The sequence below is a fragment of the Spiribacter halobius genome (assembly GCF_020883455.1).
In the GTDB taxonomy this organism is placed as follows: Bacteria; Pseudomonadota; Gammaproteobacteria; order Nitrococcales; family Nitrococcaceae; genus Sediminicurvatus; species Sediminicurvatus halobius.
In genome coordinates this window covers 1,248,820-1,264,894 of the sequence record NZ_CP086615.1, presented here as the reverse complement: position 1 = coordinate 1,264,894, position 16,075 = coordinate 1,248,820, and the positions used below count along the sequence as shown (strand labels likewise).

At 69.6% G+C, this 16,075-nt stretch carries 14 protein-coding genes; 9 read left to right on the top strand and 5 right to left on the bottom strand.

Annotated features, from left to right (window positions below):
* Positions 1-67 precede the first annotated feature (67 nt).
* Positions 68-2,224, bottom strand: coding sequence for an adenosylcobalamin-dependent ribonucleoside-diphosphate reductase (locus tag LMH63_RS05770; protein ID WP_109676570.1), 2,157 nt, complete (start codon positions 2,222-2,224; stop codon positions 68-70).
* 403 nt (positions 2,225-2,627) lie between these two features.
* On the bottom strand, positions 2,628-3,629 hold the full coding sequence (locus LMH63_RS05765) for a LacI family DNA-binding transcriptional regulator (RefSeq protein WP_109676572.1): 1,002 nt from the start codon (positions 3,627-3,629) through the stop codon (positions 2,628-2,630).
* A gap of 186 nt (positions 3,630-3,815) precedes the next feature.
* Between LMH63_RS05765 and LMH63_RS05760 the strand changes: the two genes are divergently transcribed.
* The 7 genes from LMH63_RS05760 to LMH63_RS05730 all read left to right on the top strand — a co-directional run bounded on the left by LMH63_RS05760 (position 3,816) and on the right by LMH63_RS05730 (position 10,301).
* A complete protein-coding gene (locus tag LMH63_RS05760; RefSeq protein ID WP_109676574.1) occupies positions 3,816-4,079 on the top strand; it encodes a hypothetical protein in 264 nt (87 codons plus the stop codon).
* Positions 4,080-4,115: 36 nt separating this feature from the next.
* On the top strand, positions 4,116-5,270 hold the full coding sequence (locus LMH63_RS05755) for a TRAP transporter substrate-binding protein (RefSeq protein ID WP_109676576.1): 1,155 nt from the start codon (positions 4,116-4,118) through the stop codon (positions 5,268-5,270).
* A gap of 54 nt (positions 5,271-5,324) precedes the next feature.
* Positions 5,325-5,840 carry a TRAP transporter small permease gene (locus tag LMH63_RS05750; protein ID WP_109676578.1) on the top strand — a complete coding sequence of 172 codons (516 nt, stop codon included), beginning with the start codon at positions 5,325-5,327 and terminating at the stop codon, positions 5,838-5,840.
* 15 nt (positions 5,841-5,855) lie between these two features.
* Complete coding sequence (locus tag LMH63_RS05745; protein ID WP_109676580.1) at positions 5,856-7,166, top strand: TRAP transporter large permease; 1,311 nt, start codon at positions 5,856-5,858, stop codon at positions 7,164-7,166.
* A gap of 66 nt (positions 7,167-7,232) precedes the next feature.
* Positions 7,233-8,537: a histidinol dehydrogenase gene (gene hisD, locus LMH63_RS05740; protein ID WP_109676582.1), complete on the top strand. Its 1,305-nt coding sequence runs from the start codon at positions 7,233-7,235 to the stop codon at positions 8,535-8,537.
* Entirely contained in the window at positions 8,534-9,298 is a 765-nt protein-coding gene (locus LMH63_RS05735; RefSeq protein WP_109676584.1) for an SDR family NAD(P)-dependent oxidoreductase, read from the top strand. Before hisD ends, LMH63_RS05735 begins: the two co-directional genes overlap by 4 nt.
* Positions 9,299-9,311: 13 nt before the next feature.
* Positions 9,312-10,301, top strand: coding sequence for a zinc-dependent alcohol dehydrogenase (locus tag LMH63_RS05730; protein WP_109676586.1), 990 nt, complete (start codon positions 9,312-9,314; stop codon positions 10,299-10,301).
* A 4-nt stretch (positions 10,302-10,305) separates the two neighbouring features.
* Here the strand turns inward: LMH63_RS05730 and LMH63_RS05725 are convergent, their stop codons facing one another.
* Positions 10,306-10,452 carry a hypothetical protein gene (locus LMH63_RS05725; RefSeq protein ID WP_199225596.1) on the bottom strand — a complete coding sequence of 49 codons (147 nt, stop codon included), beginning with the start codon at positions 10,450-10,452 and terminating at the stop codon, positions 10,306-10,308.
* 124 nt (positions 10,453-10,576) lie between these two features.
* Positions 10,577-11,296 carry a phosphoadenylyl-sulfate reductase gene (locus LMH63_RS05720; protein WP_109676588.1) on the bottom strand — a complete coding sequence of 240 codons (720 nt, stop codon included), beginning with the start codon at positions 11,294-11,296 and terminating at the stop codon, positions 10,577-10,579.
* 200 nt (positions 11,297-11,496) lie between these two features.
* On the opposite strand from LMH63_RS05720, the gene LMH63_RS05715 reads away from it, so the two are divergent.
* Together LMH63_RS05715 and LMH63_RS05710 are read left to right on the top strand one after the other, a co-directional pair.
* Positions 11,497-12,303, top strand: a complete 807-nt coding sequence (locus tag LMH63_RS05715; protein ID WP_109676590.1) for an IclR family transcriptional regulator — start codon at positions 11,497-11,499, stop codon at positions 12,301-12,303.
* A 158-nt stretch (positions 12,304-12,461) separates the two neighbouring features.
* A complete protein-coding gene (locus LMH63_RS05710; RefSeq protein ID WP_109676592.1) occupies positions 12,462-13,175 on the top strand; it encodes a sulfite exporter TauE/SafE family protein in 714 nt (237 codons plus the stop codon).
* A 10-nt stretch (positions 13,176-13,185) separates the two neighbouring features.
* Here LMH63_RS05710 and LMH63_RS05705 read toward each other — a convergent pair whose 3' ends face one another.
* Positions 13,186-16,074, bottom strand: coding sequence for a molybdopterin-dependent oxidoreductase (locus LMH63_RS05705; protein WP_109676594.1), 2,889 nt, complete (start codon positions 16,072-16,074; stop codon positions 13,186-13,188).
* Between the last annotated feature and the right edge of the window lies 1 nt (position 16,075).

Sequence of the window (16,075 nt, the reverse complement as noted above, 5' to 3'; positions counted from 1 at the left end):
GTCTGTCAGGCTCCGGTTCGCGGCGGGGGTGCCGCTCCTGACGGTGGCAGGAAGCGGCGCCGGCCCGTCAGAACTTGCCGTAGTAGCCTTCCTTGAGGGCGTCGTAGAGGTTGGCGGCGGTGTGGATCTCGCCGTCGTACTCGACCTCGTCGCCGCCCTTCACCTCGATGGTGCGGCCGTCCTCGAGCTTGAACCGGTAGGTGGTGTTCTCGAGGTCGGACTCCTTCACCAGCACGCCCTGGAACGCCTCGGGGTTGAAGCGGAAGGTGGTGCAGCCCTTCAGCCCCTGCTGGTAGGCGTAGCGGTAGATGTCCTTGAAGTCCTCGTAGGCGTAGTCCGTGGGGACGTTGGCCGTCTTCGAGATGCTCGAGTCCACCCACTTCTGGGCCGCGGCCTGGATGTCCACGTGCTGCTTCGGCGTGACGTCGTCCGCGGCGATGAAGTACTCCGGCAGGTTGCGGGTTTCCGCCTCCATGCTGGGCAGGGCGTTCTCGTCCACCAGGGTGCGGTAGGCGAGCAGCTCGAAGCTGAACACGTCCACCTTCTCCTTGGACTTCCTGCCCTCGCGGATCACGTTGCGGAAGTAGTGATGCGCGAAGCTCGGCTCGATGCCGTTGGAGGCGTTGTTCGCGAGCGACAGGCTGATGGTGCCCGTGGGCGCGATGGAGGTGTGGTGGGTGAAGCGCCCGCCGCGCTCGGCGAGCGCCTTCACCAGCTCCGGCTCCGCCTCCGCGACGCGCTGCATGTAGCGGCTGTACTTCGCCCAGAGCACCCGGCCCTTCACCGTGTCGCCCGGCTTGTAGCCGTCGGCGCGCATCTCCGGGCGCCAGGACAGCGTGTGCTCGGTGACGGTGAAGTCCTCGTCCATGATCGGCGCCGGGCCCTTCTCCTCGGCAAGCCGCAGGGCCTCGCGCCATCCCTCCAGCGCCATCTCCTTCGACACCTGCTCGGTGAAGGCGAGGGATTCGGGCTCGCCGTAGCGCATGCACAGCATGGTCACGGTGGAGCCGAGGCCGAGGAAGCCCATGCCGTGGCGGCGCTTGCGCTCGATCTCGTTGCGCTGCTGCGGCAGCGGCAGGCCGTTGATCTCCACCACGTTGTCGAGCATGCGGGTGAAGATCGCGACCACCTTGCGGTACTCGTCCCAGTCGAAGTGGGCGCGCTCGGTGAACGGTTCGCGCACGAACTTGGTGAGGTTCACCGAGCCGAGCAGGCAGGCGCCGTAGGGCGGAAGCGGCTGTTCGCCACAGGGGTTGGTCGCCCGGATCTCCTCGCAGAACCAGTTGTTGTTCATCTCGTTGACGCGGTCGATGAGGATGAACCCGGGCTCGGCATAGTCGTAGGTGGAGGTCATGATCAGGTCCCAGATGCGCTGGGCCTTGATGCGCTTGTAGATCCGGCAGGCGACGAGGCCGTCCTCACGGGTGAGGTAGCCGCCGTGGCGGTTCGGCCACTCGCGCCAGATCACCTGCTCGGGGTCGTTGACGTCGACGCCCTCGGTTTCGGCCTCCTCGGGCTTGATCGGGAAGGCGAGAGGCCAGTCCTCGCCGTTCTCCACGGCCTGCATGAAGCCGTCGGTGATGAGCAGCGAGAGGTTGAACTGGCGCAGCCGCCCGTCCTCGCGCTTGGCGCGGATGAAGTCGAGCACGTCCGGGTGGCCGACGTCGAAGGTGGCCATCTGCGCGCCCCGGCGACCACCGGCGGAGGACACGGTGAAGCACATCTTGTCGTAGATATCCATGAACGACAGCGGACCGGAGGTGTAGGCCCCGGCGCCGGAGACGTAGGCGCCCTTCGGCCGCAGCGTGGAGAACTCGTAGCCGATGCCGCAGCCGGCCTTCAGCGTCAGCCCCGCCTCGTGGACCTTGCCGAGGATGTCGTCCATGGAGTCGCCGATGGTGGCGGAGACGGTGCAGTTGATGGTGGACGTCGCCGGCTTGTGCTCCCAGGCGCCGGCATTCGAGGTGATGCGGCCGGCAGGGATGGCCCCGCGGCGCAGCGCCCAGAGGAACTGCTCGTACCAGTACTCGCGCTTCGGCTCCGCCTCGACCTCCGCCAGCGCGCGCGCCACCCGCTGATAGGTGTGGTCGACCGTCTCGTCGATCACGCGGCCATCCTTGGTCTTCAGCCGATACTTCTTGTCCCAGATGTCCTGGGAGGCCGGCTGGATCGGGATCTCGGTAACGGTCCTGGGTACGGCGCGAATCTTCGCAGCGGTGGTCATCTCCATCTCCTTGTTCACGATCCGGCGGATGCCGCGAGCATCAGTCAGTTATCGCTGTTATCCACAACATCTCAACACGGTTTTCCACTGTGGACACCATATGTTGTGGTATTTCGCCTAGCCTACCCCAAGAGAAGGGCAAGTCAACCACCGCCGCAGGCCTCGCCGCAGGGTGTACAGCCGACGCCAAAACTCCTACAAAACCTTGACAGCCGCACGGTCAGACGCGATCCTTCATTGACGTTCAGGCAACAACCGACTTCGTCGAGAGAGCATCCCTCTACCCCACCCTCAGCAACGACGAGGCGTCGCGACCAAAGCGACGATTAGGCCGGATCCCCCATCCGGCCTTCTTTTTTTTCGGCTGGTGCGCTCGCTGGGAGCTGCCGGCGAGAGGCGGCGCTCAGGCGGGTGGCGGCGCAGTGGTGCCGCGTACCACGAGGCTGGTCTCCACCTCGACGTGGTTCACGAGGGGCGCGCCGCGGCGGCTCTCGACGAGATAGTCCGCCGCGCGCTCGCCCATCTCGGCGGAGGGGACGCGTACCGTGGTGAGCGGCGGCACCAGCTGGGCGGAGATCTTGAGGTCGTCGAAACCGGTGATGGAGAGCGACCCCGGTACGGCGAGCCCTTCAGCCTGGCACTCGAACAGCGCCCCCTGGGCGAGCACGTCGTTGCCGCAGATCACCGCCGTCGGCCGCTCCGGCGCGGCCATCAGGTATCGCAGCGCCTGCCGCCCCTCGGCGACGTCGTAGCGGCTCTCCACGAGCCGCTTGGCCGGCAGCTCGAGCCCCCGCGCCGCGAGGGCCTGCCGTACGCCGTCCACGCGCGCCTGGGCGCGATCGTTGCCGCGGCGGATGCCGGCGATCATCCCGATCCGGCGGTGGCCGAGGTCGAGCAGGTATTCCGCCACACCCCGGGCGGCCGCGCGGTTGTCGAAGCCGATGCAGGCCACCTCATCGTCCGGGTCATAGGTCCAGCAGCGCACCAGCGGCACACCCCGCTGCCCGACCAGCCGGTCAAGCTCGGGGGCATGGGCGCTCCCGACCACCATGAGGCCCTCGACGCCATGGGCAAGCAGCGTCCGCGCCTGCTGCAGCTCCTCATCGAGATCGTACTCGCAGGAGGCCACCAGCAGCGCGTAGCCGAGCTGCCCGAGCCGGCGCTGCAGGCTGTTGATGCCACTGGCGAAAATGGCGTTGTTCAGGGTCGGGACCAGCGCCCCCATGGCACGGGTCTCGCGGCTCGCAAGCGCCCGGGCCGCGCCGGAGGGAATGTAGCCGAGCTCGGCCACGGCCCGCTCCACGCGCCGGCGCACGTCATCGCTGACGCGTTCCGGAGCATTCAGCACCCGCGAGACGGAGGCGGTGGAGACGCCGGCATGGCGGGCCACGTCGGCGAGCAGCACGGAGCGCCCTGCCCCCTCACCCCGCTGAGTCGCACGTTTCCTGTAAGCGCTACTCACCCTTCGCTCCTATCATCGACTGGCTCACCTGCCCGCTCCGCCTTGCTTTGCGTCATTTCAACTATAGTCATTTGACAACGACGTGCGCAGCTTCTACTTTTTATGTAAGCGCTTTCATGAGGTGCGCCGATGGATACAGCTACAGCCGGCAACGGCGAGCACTGGGCACGGGCCGGCTTCTGGCTGGCGGTGGTCGCGGGTCTCGTCCTGGCGGTCTACGCAGCAGTCGTGGTGATGGCGAGCTTCGGCTTCCGCTACGGCTGGCGTCCACCGATCGAATTCACCTCGGTCCAGGAGTTCCTGCTCGTCGGCGCCATCTCCGTGCTGGCCATCACCGCCGCCCTGTGCCGGGAGAAGGCGCGCGCGCAGAACGCAGAGAACACGACAAGCTAAGCCCACAGAGCCCCCGCAGAGGGCAGGAGGAGAGAGATGATCCGGGATCTTCTGAACCCGCCGCATTCGGCCGAGCGCCGTCGTTTCTTCGAAGTCGCCGGGCGCTATGGCTTCACCACCGCCGTGGTGGCCAGCGCCGGTGGCGTGCTGTTCTCCGACGCGGCAGTCGCCCAGAACGCCCAGGAGGAGCAGGAACGCGAGGCGCAGGCCGAGCACACGATGAACGTGGCCACGGCCTACCGGCTCGGCGCCTCGCGCTCCTATCCCATCATGCAGCAGGCGTTCAAGGAGAACGTCCAGAACTTCACCAACGGTCGGGTCTACGTCTCCCTCTCCCCTGCCGGGGCCCTCGGCGCCGGGCCGGACCTGGTGAAGAAGGTGCAGAACGGCACCATCCAGGCCGCCCAGCACTCGATCTCCAACTTCTCGCCCTATGCGCCGGTGGTGGACCTGATCAACGTCCCCTACTGGTGCGGCCGCAACCAGGAGTTCGCCAATCTGGTGACTTCCGAGCCCTGGGCGAACGAGGTCAACCCCCGCATCGAGCAGCGGGGCTTCAAGGCGCTCTGGTATGTGTGCATCGACCCGCGGGTCATCGCGCTGCGCACCGGCTACGAAGAGCCCGTGCGCGTGCCCGCGGACCTGCGCGGCATGAAGTTCCGGGTGCCCTCCTCCCAGATCATGCAGCGGCTCTACCGCCTCGCCGGCGCCAACCCGACGCCCATCAACTGGGGCGAGACTACCTCCGCCATCAAGCAGGGCGTGGCCGACGCCCTCGACCCTTCGGTTGAGGCGCTCAACGTCTTCGGCTTCCGCGACGTCCTCTCCTGGGTGACCTTCATCAACGCCATCCCGGACTCCCAGGTCTACTCCTGCAGCCTGGACTGGTACCGCGGCCTGCCGGACGCGGTCCAGGCGGGCATCGACGAGGCCAGCGAGGTGACCTTCCGCCAGAACCTCGCCAAGGTGCCCGCAGCCCGCGCGTACGCGATGGCACAGCTGCGCGATGCCGGGGTGCAGTTCTACGAGCCGAGCGAGGACGAGCTAGCCCAGTGGCGGGAGACCTGCGGTCACCAGCTCAGCGCCTGGGACGACCTCAAGGAGGACCTGGCGGGCTCGCTGGAGACCTTCGAGCGCCTGCGCGAGGCCGCTCAGCGCGACAGCAACTACTACGTCGACGACCTGGTTTAAGGGCACCGCGATCCGGGCGCCCTGCGCCCGGATCGCGCTTTACCGGAGCGTGACATGATCAAGCTGCTGCGCCTGATCGACCGCAACGCCGAGCGCTATCTGCTACTGGTCTTCTACCTGTTCATCGTGCTGACGGTGACCTCGGAGGTGCTGCGCCGCTTCCTGCTCAGCTACTCGTCCGTCTGGGGCGAGGAGGCGGCGCGGTTCGCCTTCATCTATCTGGCATGGATCGGCGCCGCCGCCGCGGTGAAGGAGCGCGCGCACCTGCGCATCGACATCCTGCTGCAGATGGCGCCGGCCGGGCTGCAGCGGGCGCTCTACGTCTTCGGCGACGTCATGACGCTGCTGCTCGCGGTGATCGCCCTGATCTACTCCTGGGGCCCGCTGGAGACGTCCCTGCGCTACGGCTCGGTCACCGCCGGCCTGCGCGTGAGCGAGGCCTGGTTTCTCGCCGCTGTTCCGCTCGGGTTCAGCCTCATGATTTTCCGCGTGCTGCAGGCGCTGGTGCAGGACTGGCGCGACTTCCGCGCCGGCCGGCCGGTGCAGCAGTCCGGGCAGATGGTCAAGTAACGGGGGAAGCGCGCGATGGACGTCGCCAACAGCGTATCGGTGGGCCTTGGCCTCGGCTGGGCCTTCTACCTGCCCCTCGCCGCACTCGTGGGCCTACTCGTGCTGGGGGTGCCGATCTGGGTGAGCATCGGCCTCGGCACCGTCGGCATGCTCTACTTCGGCGACGGCCTGCCGCTGTCGCTCTTCGGCGAGGCGCTGTTCGACGGCATCAGTGCGTTCGCGCTGCTCGCCATCCCGATGTTCGTGCTCACCGGGGATCTGCTGGTGCGCACGGGCCTCTCCGACCGGCTGCTCGATCTTGCAGAGGCCACCGTCGGCCCGATCCGCACCGGCATGGGCACGGCGACCGTCCTCGGCTGCGGCTTCTTCGCCTGCGTCTCCGGCTCGGACGCTGCCGGTGCCGCCGCCGTCGGCCGCATGACGGTGCATCGCCTGGTGGAGGTGGGCTACCCGCGCCCGGCCGCTGCGGCGCTGGTGGCCGCGGGTGCCTGCACCGGCATCCTGATCCCGCCGTCCATCGCCTACATCATCATCGGGCTTGTGCTGGGGATCTCGGTCTCTACCCTGTTCCTCGCCGCCCTGGTGCCCGGCGTGCTGATCCTGATCTCCATCATGATCACCAACGCCGTGCTCAACCGCATTCACGGCTACGAGCGCGCGGACAAGCGCTTCGCGCTCGGCCACTGGCTGCGCACCGTGTGGGCCGCGCGCTATGCCCTGATGGTGCCGGTGGTGATCCTCGGCGGCATCTACAGCGGCATCTTCACGCCCACGGAGGCGGCGGCCGTCGCGGTCATGACCACCGCCTCGGTGGGCTTCATGCAGGGCACGCTCAGCCTCGCCGACGTGCCGAAGACGCTGGAGAGCTCGGCCCGCATCAACGGCGTGATCGTCCCCATCATCGCCCTGTCGCTGCCGCTCGCACAGACGCTCAGCAGCCTGGATATTCCCGAGTACTTCGTCTCCGCCGTCGTCGAGACCACCGAGAACCCGTATCTGGTGGCGCTGCTCATCATCGGCATCCTCGTCGCCGCCGGCTGCGTGATGGAGGCGACCCCCAACATCGTCATCCTCTCGCCGCTGCTGCTGCCCCTGGCCGAGTCCATCGGCATGCACGAGATCCACTTCGCGGTGGTGATGATCACGGCCCTGGGGGTCGGCTTCATCACCCCGCCCCTGGGACTCAATCTGTTCGTGCTCGCCGGCATATCGGGCGAGTCCATTTTCCGCATCGCCGCCCGCGCCGTGCCCTTCGTCCTCGTGATGCTGGCGGTAGTCATTCTGCTGGCCTTCGTGCCGGCGCTCTCCATGTGGTCCGTGTCCTAGCCGGCGCCCGGCACCGACACCAGGCTCCGCAACTGACGATGTAAACGCTTACAGAGGAAATCGGTCATGGCTGAGTACATCAAGCAGGCATCCCGCACCGCCGCCTACGAGGCGCCGCAGGTGAGCGAACGCGTCAGCGAAATGCTGCAGCGCATCCGCAGCGAGGGCGAGGCCGCCGCACGCGCCTACGCCCGGGAGCTCGACGGCTTCGAGGGCGAGCCCGTGGTGGACCGGGAGACCATCACCCGCGCCGCCGCCCGCCTCCCGGAGACGCTGAAAGACGACATCGAGTTCGCGCTCAAGCGGGTCACCGACTTCGCCCGCCGGCAGCGCGACTCCCTGCAGGAATTCGAGACCGAGCTGAGCCCGGGGCTGTTCGCCGGCCAGCGCATCATTCCCATGACCACAGCCGGCTGCTATGTGCCGGGCGGGCGCTACGCGCATATCGCCTCGGCCATCATGAGCGTGGGTACCGCGCGCGTCGCCGGCGTGGAGAACGTCATCGCCTGCTCGCCGCCCAAGGGGGCGGACGGCATCCACCCCGCCATCCTGTACACCATGGATCGCGCCGGCGCCGATCGCATCCTCGCCCTCGGCGGCGTCCAGGGCGTCGCCGCCATGGCGGATGGCCTGTTCACCGGCGCCCCGGCGGACATCCTCGTCGGCCCCGGCAACCGCTTCGTCGCCGAGGCCAAGCGGCTGCTGTTCGGCGAGGTAGGCATCGACCTCTTCGCCGGGCCCACGGAGATCGCCATCATCGCCGACGACACCGCCGACCCGGAGCTGGTCGCGATCGACCTGGTCGGCCAGTGCGAGCACGGCCTGGACTCTCCGGCCTGGCTGATCACCACCGACGAGGCGCTGGGGCGGAAGGTGCTGGAGCACATGCCCGGCCTCATCGCCGATCTGCCCGAGCTGCAGCGCGACGCCGCCGAGGCCTCCTGGCGCGACTACGGCGAGGTCGTGCTCTGCCGGGACCGCGAGGAAGCGGTAGCGGTCAGCGACCGCTATGCCCCGGAGCACCTCGAGGTGCATGCCGCGGATCAGGACTGGTGGCTGCAGCGACTGCGCAACTACGGCTCGCTGTTCCTCGGCGAGGAGACCACGGTCGCCTTCGGCGACAAGTGCTCGGGCACCAACCACATCCTGCCCACCCGCGGCGCTGCCCGCTACACGGGCGGCCTGAGCGCGCTCAAATTCCTCAAGGTCGTGAGCTACCAGCGCCAGAGCCGGGAGGGGACCCGGGACGTCGCCCGGGTCGCCGCCCGCCTGTCCCGGGGCGAGGGCATGGAGGCCCACGCCCGCACCGGTGATGCCCGCCTGCGCCGCTACTTCCCGGACGAGCCGCTGGAGACGGAGGCCTCGGCATGACCGCGGCGGGCGAGCTCGAAGGACGGGTCGCGGTGGTGACCGGGGCGAGCTCCGGCATCGGCCGCACCATGGCCGAGGCGCTGGCCGCGGCGGGCGCGAGCGTGGTGCTGGTCGCCCGCCGGGAAGACCAGCTCCGCGCTACCGCCCAGCGGATCAACGCCGCGAAAACCGGTGCGGCAGCCACCCTTGCGGCGGACCTGGCGGACGCCGAAGGCCTCGACGCTGTGGCCGCCGCGGCGGCGCAAGCCTTCGGCGCACCGGCCATCCTCGTCAACGCGGCGGGCGTGAACCTGCGCCAGCCGGTGGACGAGGTGACCCTCGCCGACTGGCGGCTCACCCTCGATCTGCACCTGACCGCACCATTCTTCCTCGCCCGGGCGCTGGTCCCGGCGATGCAGGCCGCCGGCTGGGGGCGGATCATCAACCTCGCCTCGCTGCAGTCGGTCCGTGCCTTCCCGGACAGCCTGCCCTACGGCACCGCCAAGGGCGGCGTGATGCAGATGACCCGCGCGATGGCCGAGGCCTGGTCCCGGCACGGCATCGGCTGCAACGCCATCGCCCCCGGGTTCTTCCCCACCGAGCTCACCGCGCCGGTGTTCGAGGACGAGCAGCGGGCGGCGGCGCTCGCCGCGCATACGCCGGCAAGGCGCAACGGCCGGCTGGAGGATCTGGCCGGAGTCACCCGGTTCCTGGCGAGCCCGGCCTCGGACTACATCACCGGGCAGACCCTGTTCGTCGACGGCGGGTTCTCGTCCTGCTGAGGAGAAGGCAACCATGAAGGCGCTGGTCTACACCGAACCCTACCGGCTCGAGCTGCGCGACGAGCCGGTGCCCGAGCCCGCCCCGGGCGAGGCCCTGATCCGGGTGCACGCCGCCGCCATCTGCGGCTCGGACATGCATGGCTATCATGGCGCCGACCCGCGCCGGCGCCCGCCTCTGGTGCTCGGCCACGAGGCGGCCGGCGAGGTGGTGGACGGCTCGCACCGGGGCCAGCGGGTAGTGCTCAATCCGCTGGTCACCTGCGGCCTCTGCGAGGACTGCACGGACGGGCGCTCGAATCTCTGCCGTCAGCGCCAGCTCATCGGCATGGCCCGCCCGGGGGCGTTCGCCGAGTACGTCACCCTGCCGGAACGCAATCTCATTCCCGTTCCGGAGGGCATGGACCTGAACGCGGCGGCACTCACCGAGCCCACGGCCACCGCGCTGCACGGCATCCACCTCGGCCAGCGCTGCGCCTTCCGCCCCTTCGCCGAGGGCCGCAACCTGGTGATCGGCGGCGGCGCCATCGGCGCGCTGAGCGCGCTGGTGCTGCGCTGGCTCGGGGCTGGCGATGTGACGGTGGCAGAGACCAACCCGCTGCGGGCCGCGGCCATGGAGCGCCTGGGCTTTGCCGTACACGACCCGGTGAGCGCCGGGCCGCCCGGCGAGGACCGCTTCCACCTCGTGGTGGATGCCGTCGGCCATGCCGCGACCCGCGACGCGGCAATCGCCGCGGTCCGCCCGGGCGGGGTCATCGTGCATATCGGGCTCGGCGAGGCCAGCTCGGCAATGGACGCGCGCAAGCTCACCCTCTCCGAGATCACCTTCGTCGGCTGCTACACGTATACGCCCACCGACCTGCGCGCTGCCCTGCATGCCCTGCATGCCGGCGCCCTCGGGCCGCTGGACTGGATCGAGCAGCGCCCGCTGGCGGACGGTGACGGCGCCTTCGCCGATCTGGACGCGGGCCGGCTGGCAGCGCCCAAGGTCGTGCTCAGGCCGTGAGCGCCTAGCGCCGGATGATGATGAGCGCCCCGGCGGCAATGCCGAGCACGCCGAGGGCGAGATCGTCGTAGCGGAAGTGCAGGTCCAGCAGCTCCTGCAGCCCCTGCAGGACGAGCCAGACACCGAGCAGGAAAAGCCCCAGGTCCTTCATCGAATCCCCCATCGCCCAGGGCCCGGCAGCGGGCCCGTTGCCATCGGGGCGCGAGTATACGCGGGATACGCAACGGGTGACGGGTGACGCGTGACCCGTCACCCGTCACCAGAGAGCGCCAACCTCAGCCCGCCTCGTGCAGACCGCACTCCCGCTTGAGGCCGAAGAACCGCGTATCCTCCGGGCGCATGCCGTCGGCCAGCCGGCGGGTGGTGTGCCAGTCGCCCACCGAGACGTAGCCCTGCTCCCGCAGCGGGTGGTAAGGCAGATCGTGGGCCTGCAGGTAGCGGTGGACGTCGCGGTCGCTCCAGTCGACCACGGGATGCACCTTGATCCGCCCGCCCTGCTCGGCAAGCACGCCGAGGCGCTCGCGGGTGGCGGACTGTGCGCGCCGCAGGCCGCTGAACCAAGCCTGCGCCCGCAGCTCCCGCAGCGCCCGCTGCATCGGCTCGACCTTGCGCAGCCGGTTGTAGCGCTCGATGCCCTCGAGGCCCCGTTCCCAGAGCCGGCCATCGCGAGCCTCCTGCCAGGCGGCGCTGAGCGCGGGGCGGTAGACCTGTAGATTGAGGCCGAGCCGCTCGGTCAGCGCGTCGGCGAAGCGGTACGTCTCGGCGAACAGATAGCCCGTGTCCACCAGCACCACGGGGATGTCCGGCCGCTGCCGGCTGACCAGGTGCAGCATCAGTGCCGCCTGGATGCCGAAGCTCGACGCCAGCACGATGCGGTCACCGAAGCGCTCCAGCGCCCAGGCCACCCGCTCCTCCGCCGACCTCGCCTCTAGTCGCGCGTTCGCCCGGGCCAGCACCTCGCCGGACAGCCCTGTCTGCCAGGAAATCACCGTCATGGCCTGCTCCCTTATGCCGCCTGGGATCCGTGGTCAGTCACGCTACCGCGCCCGGGAACATGCACAGAAGGAATAAAAATCGATAAATTCAGCGCTGAATGTTTTAACGGCCATGGCCGTGACGCGTGCGTTACACTCGCGGCATACGGAATCCGTCACGCTCCGGCACCCGGCGCAGGTGCCCGTTACGAGGTCGCAGCATGCGCAGCCCAAAGATCCAGGCAGCGGAAGCCAACGGCGAGCGCTCCGGCTCGCTGACCAAGGCGCTGGACATCATCGAGGCCACCGTCCGCCAGCCGATCCCCTCCACCACCGCAGAGCTGGCCGCGCTGCTGGGGCTCGCCAAGCCCACGGCCCACCGCGTCGTCAACAGCCTGCGCGAGCTCGGCTACCTGAAGCGCGAGCCCGGCAGCAGCCGGCTGGTCGAGGGCGACCGGCTCGTGGCCCTGGCGCTGGACGTGCTGGCCTCCGCCGCCCAACGCGGGCCGCGGCACAATATCCTCCATGCGCTGGCGGAGCAGACCGGGGAAACAGCGAATCTGGGGGTCATGGCCTCGGGGCAGGTGGTCTACGTCGACCGTGTCGAGACCAAGTGGCCACTGGGCCTGCGCTTCGACGTCGGCAGCCGCGTGCCCATCCACTGCACGGCGCTCGGCAAGATGTTCCTGAGCTTCATGTCCGAGCGCCAGCGGGACAAGTATCTCACTACCCTGCCGCTCACCCGCTACACGGAGAATACCCGCACCCGACGCGAGGATCTTGAGGCCGACCTCGAGCGCATCCGCGCCGACGGCGTCTCCTTCGACAACTGCGAGTTCATGTCCGGCGTGGTGTGCCTGGCGGTGCCCGTGCGCGGACCGAGTGGGCGTGTCGTCGCCGGCGTGGCGATTTCCGCGCCGGAGGCGCGGCTGACGGTGGAGGAGGCGCGCCCCCACGTTGCTGCGCTGCGGGAGGCGGCTGAACGCCTGGCGATCACCTTCGACGACCCTGGCCACGACCACCGCTGATAGCCGACCGCCTATTCTCGAAATGGTATAGTAATCGTCTCGAATAACGATCACGAATAGCCGGGATGCCCTGCCGAACACTCGCCCGTACCGCCGGTCAGACCCGCGCCTGCCGCCGTGCATGGGCGCTGCATGCCGGTGAGTAAACGGTGAGCCCGATGATCTTCGCGCTCGCCGGGGCGCTGGCCCTGCTGGCCGGCCTCACCCGAGGGGTGACCGGTTTCGGCGGCGCCATCGTGCTCACTGCGCCGCTGTCGCTGATCGTGACGCCGGCGCAGGCGGTGGTCACGAGCCTGCTGCTGGAGAGTGTCGCCGCCGCCAGCATGCTGCCGGCGGCCCTGCGCTTCGCCCGGCCGCGCCGACTCGCCCCCATCCTGGTCGCCGCCGCTGCCACGGTACCGCTGGGCGCCACCGCGCTGGCAAGCCTGGACCCCGATCTCACCCGCAAGCTGATCGCGGCCATGGTGCTCGGGTTCTCCCTGCTCATGCTCCAGGGTTTCCGCTACCACGGCCGCCCACACGCGCTCGCCGGGCTCGCCGTCGGCGCCGTGAGTGGCGTGCTCACCGGTGCGACCAGTGTCGGCGGCCCACCGGTCATCCTCTACCTGCTCTCGGGGCCGGACCCGGTGGTCACCACCCGCGCCCACCTGACGCTGTTCATCATTTTCATCTCGTCGGTCACCCTCGGCTATCTTGCGTACACCGGGGTATTCTCGCTATCCATGGGAATGCTGGCGCTCACCCTGGCGCCCTTCTTCCTCGTCGGCGTGGGCATCGGCTCGCTCATCTTCCATCGCATCGACGAGGCACGATTCCGCCGCGTCGCCCTGCTGGCGCTGATCGGACTGTCGTTGGTGCTGCTGCTGTTCTGAGCCGCGCCGCCTACGCCCGCCGCACCCGGCAGCGGTGCAGCTTGAGGTTGGGCTGGCCGGAGAACGGGTCGCCATGTCCGCGGGTCAGGCGGTTCACCGATCCCCAGGGGTGCCAGGGCTGGCCTTCCCCCCAGCCGATGGGCACGAACACGCTCTCCGGGCGGATACCCCGCGTCACCCAGGCGCGGGCCTCGAGGCTGCCGCCATCGGGCGTCTCGAGCCGGACCCGGTCGCCGTCGCCAACGCCGATGGCGCTCGCCTTGTCCGGATGCAGCTGGCAGTAGAGATCGGGCCACATCTCCTGGGCCTGCCAGAAGTAGTGGGTCCAGGAGTGGAACTGCGGCGCGGGGGGGCGGCCGGTCACGAGCTCGGTGTCGAAACCTGCAGCGGCGTCGGCGGCACCCGGATGGCGCGCACTCCGCCGCAGGCCGCCGACCCCACCGGCGCCCTCTGCGGCGAACCAGGGCATCGGGCTGCCCTGCTCGGCGTCACCGTAGAAGAACGGCAGCGCCGATAGCCCGCGTGCCGCGAAGGCCTGTTCCTGGGCTTCGCTCCAGAACTCGAGGCGGCCGCTCGGGGTGGGAAAACGCCGGCCCTCGGGATCCCCCGGGAAGGCCGTGCCTTCCAGGTAGAGCGTGCCCGCCTCCGGTGCACCCTCCTCCCGCAGCGGCGTGCGCAGCCAGCGGCCCGGCTGCTCACGCAGCCGCTCGACGGTGACCCCGCGCAGGTCCGGCGTCGCCTGGCGGAAGACCTCGTCCCAGAACACCGCAGGGTCCTTGTAGCGCTCCTCGAGCACGTCACCGAAGCCAAGCCGCCGGCCGAGCTCGACCCAGATCCAGTGATCGGAGCGCGCCTCGCCCGGCGGCGGGATCATGCGGTCGTTCCAGACGATGCGCCGGTCTTCGGCGAGCCGGCTGACGCCGCCCTTCTCGATGCCGCTCGCCGCCGGCAGCACGTAGTCCGCCCACTCGGAGGTGGCGTTGCGGAAGAGCTCGATGTGCACCACCAGGTCCATGGCCGCGAGGGCCTGCTGCGTGCGTTCGCTGTCCGGCCACTGGCCCACGGGATTGTTGCCGGTGATGAGCGCCCGCAGCGGATAAGGCTCCGCCTGCAGCGCCGCGTTCGCCCAGTCGGTGACGCTCGGACCCACCGGTCCCCGCTCCGGCACCTTGCGCCGCGTCTCCGGTACCGGCAGCGGGCCCCAGTCCGGCTCCGAGGCGACGTTGGAAAAGCCGCCGCCGGGGCGGCCCCAGTTGCCGGTGATCGCGGCGAGGAACATGAACACCCGGTTGCACTGGGTCGAGTTGGCGTGCTGATTGACGCCCCGGCTGAGGTAGAGCATGCAGCCGTCCGCCGCGGCAATGGTTTCGGCGAGCCAGCGGATATCCGCCGCTGCCAGGCCGGTGATCGGCGCCGCCCACTCCGGGGTGTAGCCCTCGGCGGCGATGAAGTCCCGCCAGTGCTCCCAGCCGAGGACCCAGTCGCGGCAGAAGGCCTGGTCATGCAGGCCGCTCGTGAACAGATGCCCGATGAGGGCGAGCCCCAGCGCCATGTCGGTTCCGGGGCGGATGGCGAGCCAGCGGTCCGCCTTGCTGGCGGTGGCGGTGAGCCGCGGGTCCACCACCACCATGCGGGCGCCGCGCTCGAGCCGCCAGCCGTTGACCAGGCCGAAATTGACCGGCCGCGTCTCCGCCTGGTTGTCGCCGATGTACACGTGCAGATCGGCGCTGCCGATGTCCTCGCGCGTGTAGATGTTGGCGAGGTTGGTCGAGCCCTGGACCCGCTCCAGCGCCTGCACCTTGCCCTCGTCGCAGAGGATCTGCGTGGTGAGCATGTTCGGCGTGCCCCAGAGCTGCTGGAAGAGCCGCGCATAGCCCATGATCGTAAGGACGCCGGTGCGCGTGCCGAGGAAGATGGCCAGCGCCTCCGGGCCATGGCGCTCGCGGACGCCGCGCAGCCGCGCGGCGATGTCGTCCAGCGCGTGCTCCCAGCTCACGGGCTCGAAGCGGCCCTCGCCCCGGGCACCCACCCGCTTCAGCGGCCGGGTCAGGCGCTGGTTGCCCGCATACATCTGCAGCGACATCTGGGACTTCGGGCAGACCCGGCCGGCGAAGATCGGATCGTCGTCGTTGCCGAGGATGCCGATGACCTCGTCGCCCCGCAGGTGATACTTCACCGGGCAGCCGTTGAAGCAGATGTTGCAGCCGCCGCGCTCGATCCGATCCGCCCGGCGCTCCGCGGCGGGCACGCGGTAGGGCGTCGCCACGGCCGCACCGTCCAGCACCCCGCGGCGGCCGGGGTCGTCCTGGGCCTTCGGCACCACGCGCCCGGCCAGGGTGTCCCGGCCATGCTCCGGGCGCCCCATGCGATCGAGGATGATCGTCCCCGGCCCCTGCAGGAAGTGGTCGTGGTCGCGCACGTGGCGGCCGGCGTCCCGGGCGCGGGCGAGCAGGTCGTCGTGGCGCCCGAAGCTGAGCGCCTCGGTGGGGCAGACGCTGACGCAGGCCGGCCCGCCGCCCTCGGCCCGCCGCGGCGCGCAGAGATCGCACTTCACCGCATGGTGTTCCACCGGGTCGTAGCCCATGGCGCCATAGGGGCAGGCGGCGACGCATTCGCCGCAGCCGGTGCAGCGGGACTCGTCCACGCTGACGACGCCTGTGTCCGGGTCCTTCTCCAGCGCCTTCGGCGAGACCGGGCAGGCCCGCAGGCAGGCCGGGCGCTCGCACTGCTGGCAGGTGACAGTCAGGAAGTCGAGGTCCGGCACGTCCGGGTCGCCGAGCCATTGCACGCGGGTGCGGTACTCGTGCGGCCCGAGGCCGTTGACCTGCTTGCAGGCCGCCTCGCAGCTCTTGCAGCCGATGCAGCGCTCCAGGTCGATCATCAGGTTCAGGCGCGGCATG